The 19,301-nt window shown below is 64.1% G+C and carries 18 protein-coding genes and 1 pseudogene; 8 read left to right on the top strand and 11 right to left on the bottom strand.

Annotated features, from left to right (window positions below; all coding sequences use genetic code 11):
- The coding region (locus ASF63_RS19175) for a hypothetical protein (protein ID WP_157534409.1) at positions 1 to 584 on the bottom strand (584 nt) is incomplete at its 3' end.
- A 436-nt stretch (positions 585 to 1,020) separates the two neighbouring features.
- Here ASF63_RS19175 and ASF63_RS15885 point away from each other — a divergent pair.
- Positions 1,021 to 1,536 (top strand): hypothetical protein, encoded by a 516-nt coding sequence (locus tag ASF63_RS15885; protein ID WP_056516248.1) that lies wholly within the window; start codon positions 1,021 to 1,023, stop codon positions 1,534 to 1,536.
- 616 nt (positions 1,537 to 2,152) lie between these two features.
- Here the strand turns inward: ASF63_RS15885 and ASF63_RS15880 are convergent.
- The 8 genes from ASF63_RS15880 to ASF63_RS15850 all read right to left on the bottom strand — a co-directional run bounded on the left by ASF63_RS15880 (position 2,153) and on the right by ASF63_RS15850 (position 9,873).
- On the bottom strand, positions 2,153 to 2,452 hold the full coding sequence (locus tag ASF63_RS15880; protein ID WP_056516245.1) for a hypothetical protein: 300 nt from the start codon (positions 2,450 to 2,452) through the stop codon (positions 2,153 to 2,155).
- A gap of 18 nt (positions 2,453 to 2,470) precedes the next feature.
- Entirely contained in the window at positions 2,471 to 3,187 is a 717-nt protein-coding gene (locus ASF63_RS15875; RefSeq protein WP_157534408.1) for a hypothetical protein, read from the bottom strand.
- Positions 3,188 to 3,238: 51 nt separating this feature from the next.
- Entirely contained in the window at positions 3,239 to 5,938 is a 2,700-nt protein-coding gene (locus ASF63_RS15870; protein WP_056516239.1) for a DEAD/DEAH box helicase, read from the bottom strand.
- A gap of 319 nt (positions 5,939 to 6,257) precedes the next feature.
- The gene (locus ASF63_RS19170; protein WP_157534407.1) at positions 6,258 to 6,437 is read right to left on the bottom strand and encodes a hypothetical protein; all 180 of its coding nucleotides are present in this window, start codon (positions 6,435 to 6,437) and stop codon (positions 6,258 to 6,260) included.
- Positions 6,438 to 6,523: 86 nt separating this feature from the next.
- Complete coding sequence (locus tag ASF63_RS15865; RefSeq protein ID WP_056516236.1) at positions 6,524 to 6,958, bottom strand: hypothetical protein; 435 nt, start codon at positions 6,956 to 6,958, stop codon at positions 6,524 to 6,526.
- 454 nt (positions 6,959 to 7,412) lie between these two features.
- Positions 7,413 to 7,643, bottom strand: a complete 231-nt coding sequence (locus ASF63_RS15860; RefSeq protein ID WP_056516231.1) for a hypothetical protein — start codon at positions 7,641 to 7,643, stop codon at positions 7,413 to 7,415.
- A gap of 261 nt (positions 7,644 to 7,904) precedes the next feature.
- Positions 7,905 to 8,351, bottom strand: a complete 447-nt coding sequence (locus tag ASF63_RS15855) for a hypothetical protein (protein WP_056516228.1) — start codon at positions 8,349 to 8,351, stop codon at positions 7,905 to 7,907.
- A gap of 409 nt (positions 8,352 to 8,760) precedes the next feature.
- Positions 8,761 to 9,873: a three-Cys-motif partner protein TcmP gene (locus ASF63_RS15850; RefSeq protein ID WP_056516226.1), complete on the bottom strand. Its 1,113-nt coding sequence runs from the start codon at positions 9,871 to 9,873 to the stop codon at positions 8,761 to 8,763.
- A 388-nt stretch (positions 9,874 to 10,261) separates the two neighbouring features.
- Between ASF63_RS15850 and tcmP the strand changes: the two genes are divergently transcribed.
- The gene (gene tcmP, locus ASF63_RS15845) at positions 10,262 to 11,464 is read left to right on the top strand and encodes a three-Cys-motif partner protein TcmP (RefSeq protein WP_162238905.1); all 1,203 of its coding nucleotides are present in this window, start codon (positions 10,262 to 10,264) and stop codon (positions 11,462 to 11,464) included.
- A 126-nt stretch (positions 11,465 to 11,590) separates the two neighbouring features.
- Here the strand turns inward: tcmP and ASF63_RS15840 are convergent, their stop codons facing one another.
- Positions 11,591 to 12,346 (bottom strand): DUF5131 family protein, encoded by a 756-nt coding sequence (locus tag ASF63_RS15840; RefSeq protein WP_056516221.1) that lies wholly within the window; start codon positions 12,344 to 12,346, stop codon positions 11,591 to 11,593.
- A 55-nt stretch (positions 12,347 to 12,401) separates the two neighbouring features.
- On the opposite strand from ASF63_RS15840, the gene ASF63_RS19505 reads away from it, so the two are divergent.
- The 6 genes and pseudogenes from ASF63_RS19505 to ASF63_RS15815 all read left to right on the top strand — a co-directional run bounded on the left by ASF63_RS19505 (position 12,402) and on the right by ASF63_RS15815 (position 18,260).
- Entirely contained in the window at positions 12,402 to 12,707 is a 306-nt protein-coding gene (locus ASF63_RS19505; protein WP_056516218.1) for a MarR family transcriptional regulator, read from the top strand.
- A gap of 278 nt (positions 12,708 to 12,985) precedes the next feature.
- The gene (locus tag ASF63_RS15830; RefSeq protein ID WP_056516215.1) at positions 12,986 to 13,303 is read left to right on the top strand and encodes a hypothetical protein; all 318 of its coding nucleotides are present in this window, start codon (positions 12,986 to 12,988) and stop codon (positions 13,301 to 13,303) included.
- A gap of 8 nt (positions 13,304 to 13,311) precedes the next feature.
- The gene (locus tag ASF63_RS15825) at positions 13,312 to 14,535 is read left to right on the top strand and encodes a metallophosphoesterase (RefSeq protein ID WP_235560826.1); all 1,224 of its coding nucleotides are present in this window, start codon (positions 13,312 to 13,314) and stop codon (positions 14,533 to 14,535) included.
- Between the two features lie 59 nt (positions 14,536 to 14,594).
- The gene (locus tag ASF63_RS15820; RefSeq protein ID WP_056516208.1) at positions 14,595 to 14,912 is read left to right on the top strand and encodes a hypothetical protein; all 318 of its coding nucleotides are present in this window, start codon (positions 14,595 to 14,597) and stop codon (positions 14,910 to 14,912) included.
- 45 nt (positions 14,913 to 14,957) lie between these two features.
- Positions 14,958 to 15,473, top strand: a pseudogene (gene mobF / locus ASF63_RS19565) (MobF family relaxase); the annotation flags it as partial.
- 39 nt (positions 15,474 to 15,512) lie between these two features.
- A complete protein-coding gene (locus ASF63_RS15815) occupies positions 15,513 to 18,260 on the top strand; it encodes an ATP-dependent DNA helicase (RefSeq protein ID WP_321163165.1) in 2,748 nt (915 codons plus the stop codon).
- Between the two features lie 271 nt (positions 18,261 to 18,531).
- Here ASF63_RS15815 and ASF63_RS15810 read toward each other — a convergent pair whose 3' ends face one another.
- Entirely contained in the window at positions 18,532 to 19,119 is a 588-nt protein-coding gene (locus ASF63_RS15810) for an LA2681 family HEPN domain-containing protein (RefSeq protein ID WP_268771107.1), read from the bottom strand.
- Positions 19,120 to 19,301: the final 182 nt, after the last annotated feature.

Below are 19,301 nucleotides of genomic sequence, written 5' to 3'. Positions count from 1 at the left end.
CCAGCATCCTTTGAGGCGTCCTTGGCGACCTTCTCGAGGTGAACTAGGACGTTCGAGTCCAAGAACACATGCTTGTCGGTCGTGGTGACCCCGCGTCGGCCATCGACACCCAGGAACACATATCGTGTGCTTCCCTGCCCGCTCTTCATCGCGGACGCGTATCCTCCGAATGCACGCCGTGAGCTCAGGAGCGTGCGGATATCGAAGTCGGTCGGCTCGCGTTGCAGTGCAACGATGACGAGAACCCTGCCCAGGTGACTCACGAGCTTTTGCCATTCTTCCGAAGGTCGTTCGCTTTGGCGAACCTTGACACCACGTCGTCCGCCCTCGAAACGGATTCCCAAGGAGCTATATGCGACCAGCGCGTCCAGCACTCCATTCGAAACGTCGGTCAGAAATCTATCCAGCTGCCGAAACCCAAACTCGCTAGCAAGAGTCTCGACCGTCGAGCGCGTCACTCGAACGTGGCGATCTCCGAGCTTCGCGCCAACGACCTCCGCCTCGAAAGTGGCGAGCAGCAGCACTGGCTCGCCACGGTAGATCGTTGGGATCGCCTGAAACTCGGGTGTTACATGGTGGCTCACTCAACGATTCTCCTCCAGCTGGTTAGCGGCGCCGGCAAGCGAAACGGCCACCAGGCCAATGACTAGCGCAGCGCATGCCACAACGAGCCCGAGGGTATCCACAGCTGCTGCGATACGCCGCATCCTTGGAGGGCCGACCGGGGTGGCTGGTGCGCGGCGCTGCATAGACCCGACGTTACAAGCTCGCTCCTCGCAGGTGCGGCCAACCGCCGCAGATGCAGTACTCGCAGGCGAACGGATCAGTGTCTGAGACGCTGTCGCAGGTGGAGCGCGCGGCCCCGACCGGACGGACGGTTCCGGACTGTGCGCCACTGGCACCGCCGGCTTGGGTCGATACCGGCCCGAGGGATCGCCAGCCCTAGGGCCGGCCATGGGTGGTTGCGTACTGGTCTCCTCGGAAGCATCCGCCAACTGACGGCCCGCGCATAGAGCGATCATGACTGCACTGATCAACATTCACCCGTTTCCCCTCTTCATCACCGTCGACGAGATGTGGAAGTCCGAAGCGTGGGGCGGGTTTCACACCACCCTCGAGATGCGCGACGAGACTCTCGTCCCTGTCACCGAGTTCGCGGAATCGACCGACATACACTACCTGAGCGAGAACGTGCGACTGGATGGCGACGTCCAGACCGACGGGCTCATCACGGCCAACGGACTCCTGATCTGGGAGTACAGCGCGGCACAGCGCGAGGTCATCCTCAGGCTCGCGACTGCCTACGGGGTGCGAGCGGTTGACGCCGCCGCGCTCGTCGCCCACAAGATCTTCCCGGAGCTGGGCGTGCTCGACTCCGACGGGAACCGGGTGACGAAGGCGGGCAAGCTGCCGAAGTTCGATGGCCCCAGCCAGGCGTCGTTCCACGGCGAGCATGGCTTTCCCTTCTCCGTGTCGGCTCCGGCGTGGTTTCCGAAGCGCGGCATGCCGAAGAGCATCGTCTTCTCCCGGAGATAGCCACCCCGGCGACGGCCTGTCGACAAAACTGCGCTGAGAGCGCCGGGCCGTCTCCCGCTTCCGGCTCGCTGCAAGACCCGCGCGCCGGATCCATCACTGGCCTCTTGTCCGCGCTCCTTCGCGTCGCGTCCGGGCGGCGCACCAGTTCTGCGGCACATGCAACCCCGCGCAGGGTATGCGCCGGGAGCACATCAGCCCCTCCTGTGAAGCCAGCAGAGGCGTGGCTCCATAGGTCGATCCCCTCATGCCAATCGCTCCGCCCCACGGACGGGCAGGGTCAAACTCGCCTTGAGGGTCTTGTCGTCGCCAGGTTCAATAGTCCTTGGGCGGCGGCTGCAGCCGGTGGCGTTGCGGCCTGGCCAAGATCACTGTCGGAGTCTCGTCAATTCCGATGCGAGCGGTACGGTCACGAAGCACGTGGCGCGCACGGACCGGCCCGGGTGGCTGTTCGACGCGAACAGTCGAAGGCTCGCGAGCGACAGTCGTTGTCCATATTGTCGCCGCTGCGATGCTCTTGAGCGACCGCGTCAGCATCCGGCAGAAGTCGGTTGACCAGGTTGAATGCCCCGGGGCCACAACGAGCCAGGGGCCAGACACCGGGGATGAATGAATGCGCTCAAGCTGGTGAAGCTACGGTTCCGAGCAGCAGCAGCTGGACGACGATAGCGGCGGCTGCTGCGACCGACGTCGATGGCATACTCGCAGCCCCGTGGATCTCTCCCCATGAGGCGCGTGCCATCGCAGCGTTGATGACAAAGAACACGGTGAAGTACCCCCACATTGCAAGTGCGGCCCAGCCGAGGTCCAGGCATACAAGGAACTTGACCGCCGCCACGGTTGCCGGAGGGATGAGGATCAGGACGATGGTGTGTGCCCACGCGAATCGATATGTGGTGTCACCGGGAGTAGTAGCCATGCGGTGTCTATGCGCGAGCTACAGGTGCGCGACCCCACGGCCCACAACCTGCCCGCCATACTGACGAAGTTGCGTATATTCGGTGCCAGCTGGCAAGGCGAAGGGGCTCCAGCCTCGTGGTGCGCACGCGGTTGAGATCGCACGAAAATCTGCGCTGAGACCGTCAAGGTTCACCGCGCCCGTCGCCGTTTCGACGAGCACGTCCTGCGTCCTTCCGCTTGCGTGATGTAGTCGCACCGCGAAACGGAACAGCGAGTCCGGGGCAACGAGAATTGCGTCAATGAGCGGCCCACGCGCCGCACGCGGCGACGGAATGTACGCAACAAAAGCGTGGGGAAGGCCATGTGCCTCGAGCAGCGCGCCTCCACGTTGCCTGCCCGGGACGGATCCTATCGAGTACGTTACAGGCGCGTATCCTTCCGCTGTCGCCACCGCGGCCACGTCCAACGCTCCGAAGCACAAGGCACCGTCGCCAGTCACCCGTTGCGCCGGCGCGTCCAAGAACACAAACGGAAAGGCGAGCATGTCCACGCGCGTCAGGGGGAAGTCTGTGCCACCTTCGTTCCAGATCGCGATGCGTTGCGACACCCACACGCCCGGTGCCGATTCGACGCCGCCAACAAGGACGGCCCTCGGCCGCGCCTCGCGCGCCTGCTTCCGACTGCCCATAATGGGAACCACCAGCGCCCCGATGGCGACAATAACGGTAACGACAGCACAGATCGTGCTGATCACGCCCCACGGCGCCTCATCCATTCTTGGCCTCGATAGTCAGCCGGTCGTGCTTCACGGTCGCTCCGAACGAAAGTGTGCGTGATGTTCCAGCGCGGCGATCGCTCGCATCCCTGGGGCGTCGCAGCTTCGGACGAAGTTCCAGTCCCCGAGGATAAAGATCTGTTCCTTCGTTCGTGTGAGCGCCACATTCAGGAGCTTTGCCGCGCTGTTCGCGCGCTTTCCACCTGTCAGGTCTGCCGCCGCAACCCACCGTGGCTTGTCATCCTGCATCAGGTCGAAGATCACCGTCGGGTACTCCTGGCCCTGGAACTTGTGCGCGGTCCCTGCGGGAAGCTCTAGGCCACGTTGTCTTGCAAGACGTTCGACGAGCCGGGCCTGCGGGGCATAGGGAGTGATGAACCCGGCTCCCGCGTGGCGCGACGCAAGCTCTTTCGCGATGCGCGCTGTCGCTTCGCACGACCAGGATCCGCCGATTCGTGTGAGGCTTCGGTTCGCGATGTGGGATGTGTCGATGAACGTGACCACGGTGTCGTTACCGATGTCGCGCTGCGCACCGCTCTCCAGAAGACCGTCATAACAGAACTCGTTCACGACGTCAGCGATGATCGGCGGGTATCGATACTGTACAGACAACGCAACGCATCGGGGGTGGTTGTCCGCCGACGTGCGGTCGGTGATACCCGCGAGCTCGAACACGTCTCCCGCCCGCCAGACCGCAAGGTCCGTCGCTTCCTGCGTACGCGGGTCGTCGATCTCATTGATGGGTGCATTCTGGAGGAAGTCGCCGACGATCGCGAGCGTGCGGTTGGCACGCGAGCCGGCATAGATGACGTTGGCCGCAGTGGCGCTTGCTGCTTCGTCGACGATCACCACATCGAAGCGTCGGGACCGCAGCGCCGCGTTCGAGGCGAGCGTACTCAAGGTGCAAGCGACGATGCCGGCAGTATGAATCAGCTCGGTCTTGGTCTTCGCGAACTCCTCCGTCAAAGCCGTCCTTTGTGCTTTCAACGCGTCAAGGTCATCGTCGAGCAGCGCCACCCGGGCCACCGTCCGGCGGTACTGCTCGGCCAGATCCAACGACCCATCGTCACTGGCCTCTGTCATCAGAACGAGATGCGCGCCCGGGTCCCCCACTTCCCCTTTGAGGCCGGCGGCTGCTTGACGCACCGTCTCCCGTCGAGCCTGACAAGCAAACGACGCGTCCGCTGCCACCTGCACCTCTCGGGCCGTCTCCGCCTCACGTTGCGCGAGGCCTGCCAACGCCACACGCTCCTGCCGAAGGCCGTGGCACACTCGCAGCGCACCGCCCACCAGACGCTCGGCATGCCCAACCTCACGGGAGCTCACACTCTCTTCAAGGGTGGACCGGTGGACGGCGCGAAGCGCCTCCTCACGGGCAGCTTCCCGCGCCCGCCTGATCCACGGCACCGCCCTGATCCACCCCGATTGCAGGTCGAGCTCGCGGGTGCGGAGCATCGATTCGGCCATCGCCGTGGACGTTCGACAGGCGGCATGTTGTTGCCTCGCAGTGTCCAACGCGGCGCTACGTTCGGCGTGATCCCGGTCCGCACGCGCAAGATCAGCGTCAAGGGCCTGCAGGCGCTCGAAAGCTCCTCTCACCATCAGATACTCGTCGTACCGTGCTTGATGCGCTTCTCCCGCATCCCTGGCCTGCGCGGTGAGCTCCGCCAGCTCTCGTTGCATGCGACGCAGATCCTCGAACGAGGCAGAAGCGTCGATGGCTCGCAACAGCGCTGACAGGTCGTGAGTGCGGGCGTCGAACTCATCCTTGATCTCGGCCTCTCGGGCCCTATCGGGGTGTGCCAGGTTCTCCCGAATCGCCGCCTCGATCTCCGCCCGACGGTGCTCTACCCGCGTGATCCGGGCCGCACACTTGTCGACCATCAGAAAGTCGTGGCCCACGACCGTTGGATGGATCTTGGACTCGTCGGTTCCGACTCGGATCGCGCGCCCTTCGGTGACCACACCAAGCCCATACGCCTCGTTGTCGTTCACGACGCCGAGGAGAACGTTGTCGACGGCGACGTGAGTGTGCGAGGTGATGAGCACCGAACGTTGATGTCTCACAGCGTCGACCACCGCGCTCGTGATCACCGTTGTCTTCCCTGTCCCCGGCGGCCCCCACACGAAGAACCCGCCTGGAGATGTCATTGCGGACAGTGCCACCTGTTGGCCGTCGTTGAGACCTCGACCAGGCGGCAAGTACTCGGGGCGTGCCGCAGGTAGCAGCGCAGGTGCGGCAGCACGGTTCCACAACGACGCAACCACGTCCCCTCTCGTGGCCATGCCCAGTGCGCCTTCCAGCGCCTGCTTCATCTTCAGCTCGGTCGTGTCCGCACGCAGCACGTTCACACGCGTGACCCCCGTCAGCCCTTTTCGTCCGCTCGGCGTGATCGCAAGGACAAGTATTCCGGTTGCCTTGGTGTACGAGACGTAGGTCAGTGCAAACCGATTGACCCGCTGTTGCGGGTCCAGCTCTGCATCCACGGCGACGAACCTGGAGCTCTTCCAATCGGTGCGTTGCCGTGAGCCCACCACCACACGAACAGTGTCCGCGCCACCATTCCACGCGATGGGCTGCGACGGGAGAAGGACGACCGGATCCCTCTGAACGATCTCGGCAATGTCGGCCGCGGTCGCCTCTAATGCCCGTTTGTGGATGCGTCCCCAGCCGGGGCCGAAAGCCAGCTCTCTCGCACGACGGACTACATCATCTGTTTCGTCGGCCATGGCCCCTCCTCCGTCACTCGCTCACATCGAAGGGTCCTGGCTACTTCGTTGCATCACGCAGATCGCCTAAGTCTGCGTGGTTCCTCCTCGCCCTCATCCCCGGAGCAGGACGCTTGGGTGCCAAGGCGCGACGATTGCGTAGCCACAGCGACACCCGCGGCCACAGGGCCGACATCTTTAAGTGGACGGACCGCAATGCAGTGGATGTCTCGACGGCGCCCGCTACCGAGACGCGACGCGACGCGACGCGACGCGACGACCATCACGCCGTAAAGCGTGTTCGGCTTCCAGGCGTTCGCTGCCTTCCTGTGCTCGAACCTCAGGGACAGCGCCACCACACCAGGTCTTGCTCGAGGTGGTTGGTTTCGCCGATATCGAGTTGACGGACGACTCCACCGGCCCCGGCATGTTCGCGCTGGCTCAACGTCGCGCTCCCCGCTGAGGAACCGCCCGCAACATCCAGCGTGATCGAGCGGCGCCGCGACGAAGCGCCGAGCACGACGCAAGGGTACGCCAGTTGTTAACACCCGAGCCGCAAAATACTTACGCCCCTCGATGGCTTCCTTGAACGGAATCCGAACGCACTCAGCGGCTCGAGTGGTCCGTGCCCTCGCCCGGTTCGATGGGCCGCCCCTCGAGCACGGACGTGAGCACCGCGGCTGCGTAGTCGCCGTCCACTCGGATCCTGAGGTCGACATCTGAGGGCTCGCGCCGATAGAGCGCGTGAATGTCTTCATGGATGGGGGAATCCTCCGGTTCCTCCTCGCGGGCGAAGTTGACCGTGTACACCCACAGGACGGCTGCCGCATAGTTCAGGTCGAGGCCGCTGAGGTCGAATCCTCGAACCGCGGCCCACTCCTGGAGCTTCTTGGATGCGTCCTCGCCGTCGAGCATGTCTCGGATATCGATGACGATGTCACCGTTATCGGTGACGCGGACCTCCTTCGGTCCGTGGAAGCGTCGCCACGCGGGGCGACCGTTGTGGATCGGCGTGTGACGGAGTGCGTTGGTCGTAGTCATGGAGTTCCTTCTTCTAGTCGGGACAACCGTGTGTTATCCCTCACACAGGCATCTATGCGCGGCACTCGTCGCTCGGTGCCCCAGCGACGGGAGGCTGGCTCCTACTAGGGTGAACGCCCCTTGCGCTTTCCCTCCTTCGCGAACGCATACTCTTTCCCACCACATTCGGCATCATCACCCTGAGGCTGCCCTGTCATCCAGGCGCGTCTCATTTCCCTGAGCGCACGTGCGTGTGCCACGACCGTCTTCGACGACGGCACCCATCCGCCACAGTCGGCGAGTTTGTTGTCGCCGGGCCTCGGGGAGCAGCGTCCGGCACCGACTTCAAGCTCTCCAAAGAGCAGGTCGGCGTGCGCTTCGTCCCGTCGTTCACGGATGTTGACCTGCCGGAATCTGTTTCACCCAACGCCCCGAAATGATGCGGGGCGTGCCCCTTCGCGCGCCCGCACCACGCCTACCGAGGCACGACGACCATCACGCCAAGGAGGGTGTTTGGCGCCCAGCCGTTCGCTGCCTTGCTGTGCTCAAACCTCAGGGACAGCGCTACCAAGCCGGGGGCCGCGTCGAAGCTGCGGACGGCCTCGACGGCGATCTTCGCCACCTCGTCGACGGTTGCATCCTTGTCTTCGACGAAGTCGTTCTTGCTGGTCGCGAGCAGGAACGCGCCGTTGAGTTCCCCGCACACCCCGGTAGAGCAGGTCTCGCTCGAAGTGGTTGGTTTCGCTGATCATGAGTTGACGGACAGTGACTCCCAGGTACTCGCGGGCGATGCAGTTCAGGACCGTGGCGACGGGAGTGCGCATTTCAGATTCCTTCTCGGGGACGGATGCGGTCAACCGATCCCGGGATCGGTTGACCGCGAACCTGGCACGGCCGCGACGACGCGCGTCGTCGCGGCCACATTCACTGCGGCGCCTCATTGGGGAGTGGCGCGCGCCGCTCCTGCTTAGAACTCGATGAACGCGTGAACCTCGCAGCTTCGGCAGCTGCACTCCTTCTCGCGCGGCTTCGGCACCGGCTCACACCCGGCTTCCCACTCGCGCCACGCACCATCATCGCCGGCGCGCCATGCGGTTAACCGGAACTCCATGTCCTTGCCGAACGTCTCTTCCACCTCTCCCATGAGCCGCCCCTCGCTGAACACCTCGAGTCGCTGAGTCTCCGGGTAGCTCACGCTCTGCGTCAGGACGACCGTGAGGTTCTGCCTGTTTGACAGTTCGGCGCTTGCCGCGCGCAGCTTGGCGACGTCGTCGTCATCGGTCAACTGTTCGTCAACGTTGATGACGAGCAGTGCGTTCCCGTCGTTCCGGAGGAACAGTTCGGTTGACGTGCACAACGTGTAGTAGACGGAGTCCTTCGCCTGGTGGGCGAAGGCGGGGGCGGTTGTTGTCATGTTCTTCTCTTTCAGTCGTTTCGGTGCCCCAGCCTCGACAGCTGGTACATCCGAGGACCTCCCCTATGCGCGCGCCTATAGTGGCGACGGGCCCGTCGATTCGGTGGGCATCGCGGTCGCCAGATGTCGCTCCGCCGAAGTTCCCGATCTTCGGCCAGCCCCGGTCCCGAGACAGCACGGCCGTCGCGCCCGTCTGGGTCCGACGCGGAGCTAGCAGACTCTCCCTCAATCTGTAACCGATTGAATAGCTCGAACGCACGAGTGTGCTGGTTCGACTGACGGCCTCACACCGTGCCGGAGCTCGATGCTTCAGACGCGTGCGGCAGGTGCCTCCACCGTGGTTCGCTGCACAGACACCGCGGAACACGCTCGACGAGACATCTGGCATGCGGAAGCTGCTTGACGTGGCCTAGATCGCTGGGAAGTCGATCCACGCTCGATCCTTGGGGAAGCCTCGCGTCGCGTTTCGGCGCACGTTGATGGTGCCGTCTTTTTCGAGAGCGGTGAGGATGGGTCTCACATGCGTCTCTCGATAGGGCGTGTTGAGGACAGTGTGCCACTCGATCTCGTCGATGGGCACTTCGTGGCGCTCAGCGAAATAACTGAGAAGTTCGGCACGTAGCGGAGCTGTGTCGGGTTCAGCGTCGAAGAGGACCTCTACGCCGTGCAGTCGGTCCTGGAACGTGGTCCCGCCGCCGGGATCTGCCTTCCACATGGCAGCCTTCATCAGCTTCACGCCTTCACGGTGGTGAGTGCCGTGGACGAGATAGTACGACACGTTCCCGGTGAAGTTGGTCATCGCGAAGGAGCGCACGTATTCGAACCCGCCGACGTCGCGCAGTTGCCGCATGTAAACGTCTCGGAGATGCTCGACCCGTTTCGCGTCGGTGAGCTTGCCGGCCATGACGTCGCTGGCGGGCAAGCCGAACAGGGATTCGATGGCTGCCTCCTGCCCGTCGCGTTCGATGAAGCGTTGGACGGACCCAACCATGAAGTTCACAAGGACTTCGGACTGCGAGTTGCCGAACAAACTCTTGATGAGATCCATCGGCAAGCCCGTGTACCCGAACGGATCGATGAAAGCAAACGTCGGCGCGATCTTCGCGCCCTTGGCTTCGAGGCTCTCCGCTAGCTTCCGACCAGTCTTCTCGAAGGTGTTCTGCGTGAGGTCGATGCCGATCTCCGGGCCAGCTTCGTCGTCGTGCTCGGCGATAAACGAGGTCAGCTCTCCTCTGAGCGCCGCTTCGTTGTCTTTGTTCGCTTCAATGAACCAGAAGATGAACTTGCAGTGCGACATTCGGCCCAAGTGCTGATGGTCCACGAGCGCGCGCAGCGCGATGAGAGGCGATCCCTCGGTGCCATCTGTGTACCGGCCTCGGCCCGCAAACCCGTCGAGGTAGATGACTTTCTCCCGAAAGGACGTGAGCTTCGGAAACCAGCCCTTGAGGTAGCTGTCCAGAATCTGGTGCTTCGCTCGCGTATGCGGATCGATAGCCCATTTCTCGGGGCTCGCGTCGTTCATGTCGTCCTATCTATCGCCGCTCCGGCGCGCCGTTGAATCGAGCATACTGACCGCTCTTTTACATCGCTGCCCCGACCTCCTCCCCACGATGGTCACGGCAGCGGGTCGCAGCTATTGGACATCGAGTAGAGATGACGGAGGGCTTGCCGGATGTCCGGCAGGCGCCGCCCCTTAAACACACGTCATCTCTTTGGTGCCCCGGAACAATCGATTCCCCCTTTCGAGCGGTCTCCACTTAGCTGGAGCGGAAGTCCTGCTGGATCAGCAAACCTCGGTACGTAAGGCTCGACGCTCGATACCCAAGACGCACGTCGCGATGCGTGGGTCGCACTAGGGTCGAGATCACATGTTGACGCGGTTCACGCCGCATAATCTCGATGGAGAGCACGTGACCAAGACCGACGCGTTCTTTCAATCCCAGAAGCCGGCGGCGGTTCTCAAACACGCGCTTCTGCACCGATATCTCACGCCGTATGTGACCATGCTGGGGTCTTTCAGCCAGCACATCTGGCTGGTCGATGCGTACGCCGGCCCTGGCACGTACGACGCGGACGAGACGGGCAAGGGAACTCCCGGATCCCCGAAGATCATCTGCGACCTCGCGACAGCACAAGCGGAACGGGGGCTTCATGTGCACGGCACGTTCATCGAGCGCGATCCGATTCACGTTCAACGTCTCCGTTCGCTCGTTTCGCAGGCGGACCCTGCGCACGAGAGGCACACCGTCATCGAGGGAGATGCTCAAGAGCACCTTGAAGCGGTCAGCAACCGCGCGGGCTCTGACCCTCTGCTTCTCTTTCTGGACCCGTTCGGCACCGGACTCTCTTTCGCCACTCTGACTGCCGCAGTCCGCGCCCGTCCGGCCGGAGCATCCACAGAGATCCTCTTGAACTTCAACCTGGAGGCCGTGTGGCGTATCGGGGGCCTACTCAACCACGAGGGGCGCTCGCTCGCCGATGAGAAGACACTGACCCGGGTTGATGGATTCCTGGGCGGCACGTGGTGGCGGGAGCACTTTGTCACTGTGAGAGACGAACACGCTGCCTCCGCCGCTGCGGCCGCGAGAAGCGTAGCGAGCCAGTTTCGCGCTCGGGTGTACAACGAAATCGGGTTGCGGTCCCTCGCCGTTCCGATCCGACGGCGCCCGAATCACGAGCCACTGTTTCTGCTCACTCTCTTCTACACTCACCCCGCGGCGCCAGCGACCTTCATCGAAGCCGCATCCGGTGCGAATCAGGAGTGGCGAGCATACAACCGTCAACGCGATCTTGAAGCCGAGTTGGAACGCATAGGCGAAGGCCGCCTCTTCCCGTCCGAGTGGGACCAGGAACTGTCGGATTCGGAACTTGAAAGGGTCGAAACCGAGCTCGAATCAGAGTGGGTCGCTCAAATCGTAGAGAACATCCGCAGGCACGCACAGGAGCGATCGGAGCTCCCGCTCGCTGACACGCTCCCACTTATCTACGGAGAAACGTTAGCCCTCGCTCGCACGAAGCACCTCCGGCAAGCCTGGGACCAGCTCGCCACGGAGGGAGTCGTGCAACCTCGGACCACACGCGGCCGTCTTTGGAAGCTCGTCATTCGCCGCTGATGGAGGGGCATACCACTCAGCACCTCGCATGACGGTTCGTGCTCGCCGGACGGTTGCACCAGCGGCGCGATATCCGGGCGATCCCGTCGTCGCTTGCGCGTTGACGGTTCGAGCAACGCCGAGGCGTCAGACAGCTGGCCTCATCCCGTCGGTCGGCATTTCGCTCCATAGGCGGCCATCGAGAGTGCGTCCGCCTGCCTTGGGTGTACGACCGCCCCACTGCTTGTGGAAGAAGGGCACATCGTTCGTCGCGCAGGTGTCGCGGATTTCTCGCACCCAATCCGGGTTGAGCGGGCGAGCTCCCGGCCCAGATTCGCCTCCTGTGATCACCCATCCGATCCCGTCAAGGTCGAGCGATGACAGTGGACCGATGAGCGGTTCGCAGGAAAGGAATCGGACAGCCGCCGGCACGGAACGCAGATGATCTACGCGATACAGATGGTCCTCGTTTTCGACGCTGACACCCATCCACAAGTTGTCCGGCCAGTCAAGCTTGTCGGCGATCTTCGGCAGCCGGGCTGAGCGCTTTGTCAGCACCTGATAGGTGTGCTGCGGCGTGTCAGCGATCACCTCGAAGACGCGACGCACGAAGTCGAGGGGAACGCGCGCATGGAACAGGTCGCTCATGGAGTTGACGAAGACGGTGCGGCGGCCTGTCCACTTGTAAGGCTGCGCGAGCGCCGGCTCATGCAGCGTCAGCGCAAAGCCCGGGCCGGAGGTTGCGGGATTGCCGTCGTTCTGGTACTTGTCGGCGCCCATCGCCTTCAGCCTCTTTGACAAGGTCAGCGCGTAGCAGTTGTCGCAACCTGGGCTGATTCGGTCGCACCCGGTCGTGGGGTTCCAGGTGACCTCAGTCCACTCGATACCTGTTCGCTTGACCATGACGCTCCGACTCGATGTGCGTTACGCGATCTGCGTTACGTGATATGAGTATCTTATGGACACCCTCCCCCAGGTCGACGCACTGCGTGGCGTTTCGCGAAGTGCGTTCGGGCAGTCCTATCGCCTCGAGCTGATGCTTGCGATAGCCCGCTCGGAGGACGGCTTGTGCACCCTTACGGAGTTGGCCCAGCAGACTGGCGTCGCGATGAGCAGCCTGCAGCGGCCATTCCAGTCGCTCGTCGACGTCGGGCTCATCTCGCCCGTACCGGATGCGGACAGCCGATATCGGTACTTCCTGCGCAATCCCAGCGCAGCATGGACCTGGGCGGTCGAGCTCGCGTCTGCCGCGCAAGCCAGGTAACGGGGTTCGCTCCATGCTTGCACGCGATGCAGCATGGACCGGACCGCCATGTTGCTCAGCACGCTTCCGCGAACCTCGAACCCTTGAGCGTCGCATCAACATCGTCCGGCCTGGCTGACGATCAGGCAGCCGCGGATCGAGAACCGCCTGGTACGCGAGACGGCCTGGAGAACGACACCGTGGCGTGCATCGCACCGTTGGGCCGAAATCCACAGCCGGACCGCGCATGTAGAGGGGGAAGTCGCACGCCCAGTGCGACTACGACATAGGAGACTCGCATGACCACGCAGCACGACATCGCCAAGACCGCCTTCCAGGACGCCTCGGCGATCATCCAGCACTCCGGAATCGGGACGGCCGTCGAAAACTGGCTCAACGACCACGTGCTCGACTTCCCGCCGCACGAGCTCGATGCTGAGGTCGCCCTGACCGGATGGCTCGCTGCCGCCCTCGCTGGCCTGCCGCTCACCGATTGGAGCGTGACTCACCTCGTGAACACGTTCTTCGATAAGTATGAAGTGTCCGAGGAGCAGGTGCGCGAAGTCACCCACCGATTCCTCTGGACCGCCAAGCGCGCCTTCCCGGTGACCATCTAGGTCCCCGCGTGCCGGAATCCGTCAACGAGGCCGTCGGCACGCTGTCGGCGGCCTCATCGTGCCCGCGGGCACGGTCGAAGACATTCTTCGGTTCGTCAGCGAGAACGGCAACGCGCAGCGACTCGTTGCAGACGAGCACACGCCACAAACCTGGATCGGCGGCACAGGATCTTGTACTCTCGTCAGTGATCCCGGGATCCGGAGGCCGAGTAATGAGAGCTCTCGAACACACGAGCGACATCGTGTTGCCCGACCAACGCGTTGCGGTATGTGGAGACTGGCACGGCAACGTGGGCTGGGCTCGGACTATTGCCCGCGTGCTGCCGCACCTCGCACCCGACGTGACGACGCTCCTTCATCTCGGTGACTGGTGGATGCCTTCGGCAGAAGTCGACGAGGTCTTCGCCGACACCGGCATCGAGCGCATCTTCGTCACCCTCGGCAACCATGAGCAGTGGGACGAGATCACACCTATCCTCGACGCGCACCCCGGTGACGCTGTACGCATCTCCGAGCTGATCTGGCTACTCCCCCGTCCGGCGCGCCTCGTCATCCGGGGCTGTCGCGTTCTGTCACTCGGCGGCGCCGCCTCCGTCGACCGCCAGTCGAGGATAGAGGGCCTTACCTGGTGGCCCGATGAAGCCATCGATGACGCTCACGTCGCAGAAGCCATCGCTGGCGGTCCTGCCGACGTAATGCTCACTCACGAGTCGCCGGCGGGCACTCCCGTCCGGGTCGTCCGGGAGATCCTGCGCACGAACCCATACGGCTTCCCCGAGGCCGCGCTCGAAGCGTCCGCCGCGTCTAGAGCACGGGTCACGGAAGTCTGGGATGCCGTGCGCCCGGAGCTACTCGCTCACGGGCACCTTCACGCACCAGGTGGCGGCAAGACCGAGGACGGTCGCCGGGTCGCGAGCCTCGGAAGAGAAGGCCAGGAAGGGAACCTCGGAATCCTCGACATGAAGACGTTGAGAATGGCGACACCGTCCCTTGCGATCATCCGCAGCATGGCGGAGCAGTGGGAGGACGAGCACCTCGCACGCGAGAGGCGCGCGAAAGGGGCCGCCGAGGCCCTGCACTCAGGAGTGTTAGACGGGCTTACCCCAACTCCTGGGGCTCTCCGCGACGCCCAAGACTACGTCGACGGACGCCGCACGCTCGATGAAATCATCGATGGTGTTATTCGCCGCCACACTCGGCACCCGAAGGGCGACAAGGAGGACGAGCCATGACCGCTGACGAACTGAAACCGTGAGCCGAGATCGTTGGCCCCCGTTACACGATTACGCGGATGGCCCGCACCCTCGTGTGGACGGAGGCCAAGGTCGTGGCGGCCGGGAACGATCTACGACTCCTTGTGCTGCACTCCGACGAGGACATCTACCTCTGCCCGTCGTTCCAGCTTCAAGACGGCAATGTCGTCGAAGGATTACAGGAGGTTCTTCTCGTCCTTCAGACCGGGGTGAACTCACCGTGGACGTGGGCGCAGTGGTTGAACGGCGCGTTGCCCGAAGAGGATCCACCCCGCAACCTTCAGCGTCTGTTTGAGGGCCCGCTCGATGAGACCATTCGAGATGCCGAACACGTCGCGCCGGAGTGGAGCTCTTAAGGCCTCCCAGGCCCACGAGCGGCCGCCGCAAAGGAAGCGACCAGACAACCCTGGATGAACGGCGTCCGCCAGATCGACGTCACCGGCGGCGTGCTCGCCACCCGGTTCCGGCACTACGAGTCCCGCAACGGCGACCCGCACCTGCATGATCACCTGGTCGTGTCGAACAAGGTGCAGGGCACGGACGGGAAGTGGCGCACCCTCGATTCCCGTCTCCTGCTGCGCATGAAAGTCGCCGCATCTACCGAGTACGACAAGCAGCTCATGATCGAACTCGACCAGCTGGGACTCGGATCAGAGACCCGGATCCTCGTCGACGGGAAGACGCCCCGCCTCGAAATCGCCGGTGTCGACGACCGCCTCATCGACACGTTCTCCACGCGCCGCAACGAGATCCGAACCGTCACCCGCGACCTCGTCGACGAGTACGTCACCGAGCACGGACGCGCCCCCAACCCGGCCGCGCGGATCAAGCTCTCCGCGCAGGCATGGCAGCAGACCCGCCCCAAGAAAGACGCGGTCAGATCGCTCAGCGCGCTGCGCGCCGACGCCCGCGAGCGGGCCTCCGCGGCGACCTCCCCGGAAGCTGTGGCAAGAATCATGCACCAGGTGCAGACGGCGACCGCGCGGGTGCGCGCGGCCGAGCACGCCAAGGCACCCATCGACGTGCACCAGGCGCTCACGGACGTCATGCGCGGCGTCGAATCCGCGCGCGGAACATGGGGCGCTAACCACGTCATCGCCGAGATCAACCGCTTCACCGACGCGCACGCCTACCGCCGCTACACCCTCACAGACAACGGCCACACACAGGAACTCTCCCGCGACCACGTCGAGAGCTTCATCCTCTACGCCGCCCTGAACCGCGACTCCATCAAGGTCACCCCCGACCCCGTACACGGACGGTTCCAGCCCCTCACTCGCACCAGCGACACCGACAGCGTCTACGTGTCCAAAGCCCGCACCCTCTACACCTCCACCCGTGTTCTCGAAGCCGAAGTACGCCTCCTCGCCGCCGCCCGCACCACCTCGCAGCACGCCGCTGCGGTCGACGTCGACACCTTCGCCCAGGCGCTGCGCGACCTCCCCAATGGCGACTACGCGCAGGTGCGTCTCGCTCGCGAGTTCGTCACCAACCGCACCGCCCTCGTCCTGGGTGCGGGTCGCGCAGGCGCGGGCAAGACCCGGTCGATGAAGCTCGCCGCCCACGCCGTCAAGCTCGCCGGCGGACGCATGATCGGCCTTGCCCCGTCCAAGCAAGCAGCGGGCGTCTTCCGCCGCGACGTCGGCGTCCATGCATTCACCATCGACGGGTTCCTCACCGCGCACCGCGGCGCCCAAGCAAATGGCACAACCGTCTCGGCGAGATACCGAATCACTGCCGGCGACGTCGTCGTCATCGACGAAGCTGCCATGGCCACAACCACCCAACTCGACGAGGTGACAGCCATCGTCACTGCCGCCGGCGGATACGTCCGCCCCCTCGGTGACGACGGTCAGATCGGTGCCGTCGGCGCGGGCGGCGCCTTCCGGCTCATCCGCCGCGAGGTCGGCGCCGTCGAGCTCGAAACCGTGTACCGCTTCACCAACAAGGAGGAAGCCGAAGCGACCGTCCTCCTCCGCGAATCAACCGCCAGCATCGACCCGTTCACCTGGTACAAGGACAACAACCGCATCATCGCCGCAACCCCGGACCGCATCGGCGAAGTGCTGTTCGCCGACTACATTGCAGACCTCGCCGCGGGCGATGCGTCGATCATGATGGCGCCCACGAACGCCCACGTCGACGAGCTCAACGGCCGCGCACAAGCCCTTGCCATGACCGAAGGCCGCCTCGTCCCCGGTGCCGCGGCTACTCTCCGCGACGGCAACAGAGCCTACGTGGGCGATCGCATCATGACCCGCCGGAACACCCCGGATCTGCGCACCGACGACGGCACGCACGACGTCTCCAACGGTGACATCTACACCGTGCGCCAGGTGCACCCTGACGGATCCGTCACCGCTACCCACACCGACCACGGGGGCACCATCCGCCTCCCCCACGACTACCTCGCAGAGCACGCGCACCTCGGGTACGCGTTCACCATCAACCAGACGCAGGGCGACACGATCGGCGGCACGAACGACCTCAACGTGCAGATCGACGGGCACAGCCGTGCAATCGCGAACGCCACCACCGCCCGCGCAAACGCTTACGTCGCACTCACCCGCGGCACCACCAGCAACACCCTCTACGTCGAGATCGAACCCGGTCAGAATCCCGACGACGTCCTCGCCAAGATCGCATCTAACGCTGACACGAACCTCTCCGCGCACGAGATGATCGCCGTCGAATCCGACCGCATCACCGACCTGTCCCGCCTCATCGACGAGTACAACGACATCGCCAACCAGGCCAACGCGACCCGGTTCGAAACCCTCGCGGTCCGCGCCCTCGGAGACACAAACGCCGGCACCCTCATCAGCTCCGACGGGTGGGAAGCGGCGGCCGCGGGCCTCGCCCGCGCCGAAAAGCTCGGCCTCGACCCCGCCCACGTCCTCACCGAAACCTGGAACCAGCGCGAATTCAAGACCGCCGCAGACGTCGGCGCCGTCATGTCCTGGCGCATCGAAGGACACCTCGAAACAGAGGTCGACGAAGGCATCCTCGAACCCCTCCCCGAACTCGGGACAGACACCGGCCGCTACGACTGGGCGATCGACCGGACCGCACAGAACCACCCCGACGTCCCCGAACCCTGGCGCGACCACCTCACCGAACGCGGCACCTACATCTCCGACCGGATGACCGAGCGTGGTGTGGCGCTCACGCTCGAGAAGCCGACCTGGACACGACAGCTCGGCCCGGTCCCCGCCGACCCCCAGCGCCGCACCGCATGGATGGGATTGGCCGCCGAAATCGACCTGTTCCGCACCCGGTACAACGTCCCCGACGACAGCCCCATCGCGATCCCAGAGAACCTCCGCGATCACCCCGTCGGCGCCAACCTCGCCGCCCGCGTCACCGCCCTGCGCAAGTCCACCGCCATCCGTGCAGCCCGCGGCAGAACCCGTGAAGCGATCCCCGCCGAACAGCTCGCCGCACTCCAGAAGATCGCCCAACGTGTCGACGCGAAACGCCCGATCGCCGACGCCGAAACAGCAGCGGCAGCCCTGAACCCCGACCATCGCAGCCCTCTCTCGTCCCTCCTCGAGCGCGCCGCCCGGCTCGCCGAGACAACAACGCACAGCCTCGATGCCACCAAGAACAAGACCGACCCCACAGAGACGGTCGACGATGGCACACCACCGAGCATCACCGACTCGCCCAACCCGATAGAACGCCCACGCGGACCACGTCTCTGACTCGCAACGCTGGGAATCCCTGCGGCGCCGGCTGCTGCTGATCATCTGTAGGTTCCCGGCAGGCATGGCGGAGGACGCCTCGGGTTTCAAGCCCACTGACGGTGGTGCCGCGTATGAGATTCCACGGCAAGTGGCACATTCCTAGATCCGCAGGGGTGACGCTCTCCGCCGGACCGTCACCACGGGAAGCGTCAGCTCCACCGCGGATATGAACCGATCGGGTTCAGCCGCGCGACTCCTCAGCCGCTTGGGTTCTCTATGAGCACGGCAATTAGCGCTGATCAGGGAGTGGCAACGTTACAAGCGACTCGCGATCATAGAACCTCTCTTGTTGGTCCTCTACCAGGTCGATGAAGTAGATGATTGCTGCTCGCGCCACTCGGAGAGACTGGTGAGCTGCATGGACCAGCGCCTGCGCGTCGATGCTGCTGTGCGCGAGCTCCGTAACGCCGGTGGGGGAATCGTAGGTGAGGTGAACCAGCCGGTGCGTGCCCGCATTGCGTAGCGTCTTCGCTTCCGGGTAGAGACCTACGCCATCGATATCGAACGCGAGCTCCGCTAGCGCAACGGCGGCGCTGGCGAGCTCCTGCGGAACCGGGAGTCCTTCTCGAAGTCGACCAGTCCGTGCTTCGCACCAGAAGTTCGCGAAAGTGACCTTCCTTGGCGACATTCCCGTGCCGAAATGGTCGTTCGCCGCAACGGCGATCTTGTCCAGAAGATCGAGCGTCGCTCGCTGGGCGAGGATCAACCGCGCTGGAGGCTCACCATAGAGCGACATGTCCAGAGTGTCGGCATACACTCCCGTGTCCGTCGGATGTTGAGCATACGGTGACTCTTCCGAAGACGCTCCCCTTCGCATGCAAGACGCCGCGCCACCAGAAACTCCGCTTTGAGTACATTCATGGATGTGAAGATCCGCGGCGGATCGGGTTCGCCGATTTGGACGGCTACCCCCTCCACCATCGCGCTGTCCCAGCGAGGCTCATCCGACCCCAAGCCTTCAACCGCGACCGTCAACGCAAGTCGGTGTTCCTTGATCCA

This window comes from Microbacterium sp. Leaf320 (assembly GCF_001423485.1).
In the GTDB taxonomy this organism is placed as follows: Bacteria; Actinomycetota; Actinomycetes; order Actinomycetales; family Microbacteriaceae; genus Microbacterium.
This window is presented reverse-complemented; position numbering and strand designations above follow the sequence as displayed.